Here is a 4,832-nt window from a genome sequence, read left to right as displayed (position 1 = left end):
CTTTTCCTGTTTCTTTGTATGCATTATCCCATAGAGATAGGAAATGATTGAATACAAAACGAGAACAGCCAATCGTTTTATTGATTAGGGTTGCTTGTGCTTTATTTGGATAGATACGAAATTTATATGCTTTATTGATCATCATTCATTTCACCTCCATTTCTATATGCGTCTATTATACAACAAACATACATTCGATAGGTAGTTAAGTAACAGTTTATGTATGTCGAACAATTAAGATGGCTTCCTGCCATCCCTTGTCCGAAGCCAATTCATCTCCCACCTACTCACTTCGCGTTCCTTGAGGAAGGAGTCTTCTTGGCTAAAATGATAAAATTTTTAATAATTCATGGATACCCTTCTGTAGTCCCTCATAAAACAATAGATAATAATTCTTTATCATATATATGGATTTGTATTCACTTAGCTCTTTCTTTTTCTTATCTAAGAGTAACTGACGCATTTTAAACATCGTCGATGAACAGAGTAAAATACTAATGAGTTGCCCATATAAATGGCATTCTAAGCGTTCTTTCTTAATTTCTTTGCACCTGTCAATTTGAAAAAAAGATTTCCATGTTTTGAACAAAATTTCAATTTCCCAGCGTAATGAATACAAGTCATGGATATGTTCCGTTGGAACATTTTCTGTAGAAAGATTCGTAATATACACGTTGATCCCACTCAACCGTTTACTTCGTTCTTTGTAGGTAATACCTTTCTTCTTTTCTTTTTTGGCTTGTTCCTTCAACCTTTTCTCTGTTTGTTCTTTTGTTAATCGATGAATAATAACACGAGCTGGTAATTTTTGATACTGTCCAATGTATGCCTCTGAAATCTCCATTGTTTGACCAGGGGACAATTGATTCATGAGTTCTTCCATATCTAACTGAATATAGAGTGACCCTTTCTTCAGGGTCCCATTTCGAAAATACTCTGGCTTATCATTCTTACGATAGATTCGAGAATTTAATTTCAAACGTGAGATATAGTGAGCTCCTTTATCATGGATATTCTGTAAGTCATGTAAGTCAAAATAGCCTAAATCTCTTATATATAAGTTTTTTGGTCGAATGGTTTGTAGACTTGTTGAACCAAAGGTTTTATCATTTTCTCTTCCTTCTCCTACATAATCGTGCAGGAACTTCCCACTCAATAAGTCATACTCTAATTGAATTTTGACTCCTGCCGTATGGCTACTTCCACCCGAACCTTGATAATGTGAAGAAAACTTATCTGGAAGCTGAAATGTTGTAGAATCTAGAATCCGAATGTGCTTAAAAGTCGTGGTGTATTGATGAATTACTTCTTGTGTTGAATGAATTCTTTGAGTTAGAAGGTTAGCTAGAACTTGTTCAAGAAACTGTACTGCGGAAGCATTAAATCGTTGGTCAAGCCCTTCAGGGCTGATAAGAACACCTGTAGATACTTCCAGACAGCTACATAATTGTATGAGTGATGTATTTGCAACCTGTTGGCTAAGCCATACACATAAAGCAACTAATTCCTTTGCTTGATATTTACTCTTTCGATGAACGAATCCTTTTTCTTTAGCTAAGTGTTCTAGAACATGAGGAGACATATGTCGTTGTAATTCTTCAGCAATCGGTTGAAGTTCGTCAAGAATCGAAAGATCCATAAAAAACGCCATCCTTTCCTATGATTCTACAGAAAGGATAACGTCTTTTTTGCTTTATAGATAGTGCAAGATCTTAGCTTGATAGCGATGGGGTAGCATCAGGAAAATGCGGATTTACAACGATAAGCATTCTGATACAAGCCATATGAGACATTATGAAGTCTATTTTTGTAGATGATTGGATTGTGTCTCAATAGGCTATACACTATTGAGATTGTGAAGAACTGTACTTAAACTAAAGGGGCAGGTTAGTTGAAGAAGGAATTTCTCTAAATTTGGAAGAATTTATATTCAAAAATATGTTAAGGAGCTTGTGAATTATATGGAATCCATTAGCAAAAGCGAAGTGAAGCTACGAGATATCACAGAGGAAGATCTTCCTATCTTTTTCGAACAACAACTAGATTCAACGGCGAACTATATGGCTGCCTTTACAGCTAAAGACCCCACTGATAAGGACGCATTTTTTGACCATTGGAAAAAAAATATCGCTGACGAGACTATCACAATTAAGACTATATTATTCAATGGCATTGTCACTGGACACGTCTCGAACTTTGAACAGTTCGGCGAACCCGAAGTAAGCTACTGGATTGGGAAGGAATATTGGGGTCATGGTATTGCAACTAAAGCGTTGTCAGAGTTTCTGGAGTATATTAAGGTACGCCCGCTCTATGCTCGTGCCGCTAAAGATAACCTCGCCTCCATTAGGGTATTGGAAAAATGCAGGTTTAAAATCATCTCTGAAGATAAGGGTTTTTCCAACGCAAGAGGCAAGGATGTTGAAGAATTTATTTTGAAGCTCGAACCTTATGATAGGTAATTTAATACCGTAATACGATTGGAGCGGTTCTTGACTAAGAAACCTTCTGTTGTTTAACTAACGGGTGCTTTACTTGAACAAGAAAAAATAAAAAAGTCGATTTTCTATAACATTGAGGAATCGACTTTTTTAATGGGGTGATTTCCTTAGCGTTGTAAATTCACATTTTTTGGACTGTACCCCATCACCATCAAGTTAAGAAATACGCTCTTCCCCAAAACGAAAAAAATGGGCTGAATTCTCATAAATAACTGTAGAGATATAAAATTTTCGTTTTGGGGATATTTTAAAATCTTAGCTTGATGGGCATGGGGTAGCACCACATGCCCATCAACTTAAGAAAACAAGTTACCCCCAAAACGATAAAAATAAATTTCAAGTATATAAAAACACAAAATTTCCATTTAGAGGGTACTTTAAAATCTTAGCTTGATAGCAAAACATCCCCTTATATATAAGGTTTTTCACTAAAATAGGTCGCCAGTCATTACAGTCATAAATTCCTTAAAAAACTGTTCATAATTCATTTGTATTGCAATCCTATGTTTTGGACGATTACCGAATGTTTCTGGTTCAAAAGTAGATCTAAAATCTCCTATACTTTGTCCTCGTACAGTATCAAGTACATTAACCGTCACTGCTGATTGATGGTACTTAAAAATATCATCACGATTAATCGCAATCAAAGTGAGCGCATCATGAACCGGGCTACCTTGTATTCCAGGTACTTTTTTTTGATAAAATTGATAATAGTAATAGTCTAAAAGAGGCTTTAAAAACTTAGTTTTTCCTTTAGAGTGAATATAATTGACCATTTCTGGTGTTACGATAGCCGATTGTGTAACATTCAAAGGAGAAATTGATAGATTCTTTGCGTATCTCATTACAATATTGGCCGCTACAGGATCGCCATAAAAGTTAGCTTCGGCAATGGGAGTAACATTTCCTGGATATAGAAAAGCTCCTCCCATAATATAATAAGAATGTACATATTCCATCACATCTCCATAAAGGAGAAATAAAGTTGCAAGTGAAGTTAGCCGTCCAGTATTCACGATAATAAGTTCATTTTTATACTGCTTAATAAGTGTGAGAACCTCAAAAAAATTCTCAAATGCTTGAAGCTCTACTCCTGGTTGAATAGGCCCTAACCCAAATTTACCGTGAATTTCTGGATAAAAAGTTTCAGCCTCTGAAGACATGGAATGCTCCGCCCCACCAAAAACTTTTATATATTCTTTTCCTACACTTTTAAGTAAAAAGCGAACATTTCTAACAACTTCAGCTTGAGGTACGTTCCCATAGTCTGCAACTATTCCTATAATATCAATTCTATCTGTCAAATGCGCATATATGATAGCTATCGTATCGTCAATTCCGAAATCTCCAAAAAACAGTACTTTTTTCCCCATACAATGTTGCTCCTTAATTTTACTAGTTTTTAAAACGGATTATAATTATGTATCGTAGTATAAGATTGTTCCCATGTCTTTTTGTAGTACTGTGTATGAATGAATTCATCTAGTTAACATACACTTTCGTTAATAATGAACAAATTCCTTTTGTATGAAATGGAATAGTATGTAATTACTAATCTTAACGTGTTTTTTCTGATACCCTATGCTCATCAAGTGGCCCTCAAAATGAATAAAATACGTTATTCTTTCTGTAGAATCATAGGAAAGGATGGCGTTTTTTATGTCTGTTTCTGTGTCTGACGAATTACAACTATTTGCTCAAGAGATTCAAAGTTTTTTATCTCCAAATGCCTTACAAGATCTTGCTAGAGATGTTGGTTTTGTACAACGAACCAGTAAGTACCAAGCAAAAGATTTAGTAGCTTTATGTGTATGGGTGAGCCAAAATGTAGCTATGACCTCTTTAACTCAGTTATCTAGCTGTTTAGAATCATCAACAGCAGTACTCATCAGTCCTGAGGGACTGAATCAACGATTTAATAAGGCGGCCGTCCAACTTTTACAACACCTACTAGCCGAACTACTAAGCAAAAAATTGGCCGCATCTATACCGATTTCTTCTCCCTACACTTCTGTTTTTAAGCGCATTCGTATTTTAGATTCAACTGCATTTCAACTCCCGGATGTATTTTCATCGGTTTATCCAGGTGCAGGAGGATGCAGCCATACAGCTGGGATAAAAATTCAACTTGAGTATGATTTGTTAAGTGGACAGTTCCTACATATTCATACAGGTCTAAACAACATGATCGCACTTACGGCTCTCTGTGTGCTCCAACTGTGACAGCGAATGATTTATGCATCCGAGATTTAGGTTATTTTCATTTAAAAGACCTTCAATATATACAAGATAAAGAGGCCTACTATATCTCTCGTATCAAGTCGAATACAC

General features: G+C 35.6%; 3 protein-coding genes and 2 pseudogenes. 2 read left to right on the top strand and 3 right to left on the bottom strand.

From position 1 onward, the window contains the following. Both MR065_RS26795 and MR065_RS26790 read right to left on the bottom strand, forming a co-directional pair. Positions 1-145 (bottom strand): helix-turn-helix domain-containing protein (locus MR065_RS26795; RefSeq protein ID WP_242215713.1); only part of this gene is annotated, 145 nt, incomplete at its 3' end. A 186-nt stretch (positions 146-331) separates the two neighbouring features. Next, positions 332-1,639 (bottom strand): annotated as a pseudogene (locus MR065_RS26790) (IS4 family transposase); the annotation flags it as partial. A gap of 322 nt (positions 1,640-1,961) precedes the next feature. Between MR065_RS26790 and MR065_RS26785 the strand changes: the two are divergent. Beyond that, entirely contained in the window at positions 1,962-2,462 is a 501-nt protein-coding gene (locus MR065_RS26785) for a GNAT family N-acetyltransferase (RefSeq protein WP_242215712.1), read from the top strand. A gap of 467 nt (positions 2,463-2,929) precedes the next feature. Here MR065_RS26785 and MR065_RS26780 read toward each other — a convergent pair whose 3' ends face one another. After that, positions 2,930-3,874, bottom strand: coding sequence for a nucleoside hydrolase (locus MR065_RS26780; RefSeq protein ID WP_242215711.1), 945 nt, complete (start codon positions 3,872-3,874; stop codon positions 2,930-2,932). A 286-nt stretch (positions 3,875-4,160) separates the two neighbouring features. On the opposite strand from MR065_RS26780, the pseudogene MR065_RS26775 reads away from it, so the two are divergent. Beyond that, a pseudogene (locus tag MR065_RS26775) lies at positions 4,161-4,832 on the top strand (IS4 family transposase); the annotation flags it as partial.

The organism is Bacillus cereus group sp. BfR-BA-01383, assembly GCF_022663495.1.
Lineage (GTDB): Bacteria > Bacillota > Bacilli > Bacillales > Bacillaceae_G > Bacillus_A > Bacillus_A cereus_AU.
Note: the sequence above shows the minus strand (reverse complement) of the source record. Positions and strands in the feature narration are given on the sequence as shown.

What these genes read in the sequence shown, in the direction of transcription:
- MR065_RS26785 (WP_242215712.1), top strand. Translation starts at nt 1,962, where the DNA reads ATGGAATCCATTAGCAAAAGCGAAGTGAAGCTACGAGATATCACAGAG.
- MR065_RS26780 (WP_242215711.1), bottom strand. Translation starts at nt 3,874, where the DNA reads ATGGGGAAAAAAGTACTGTTTTTTGGAGATTTCGGAATTGACGATACG.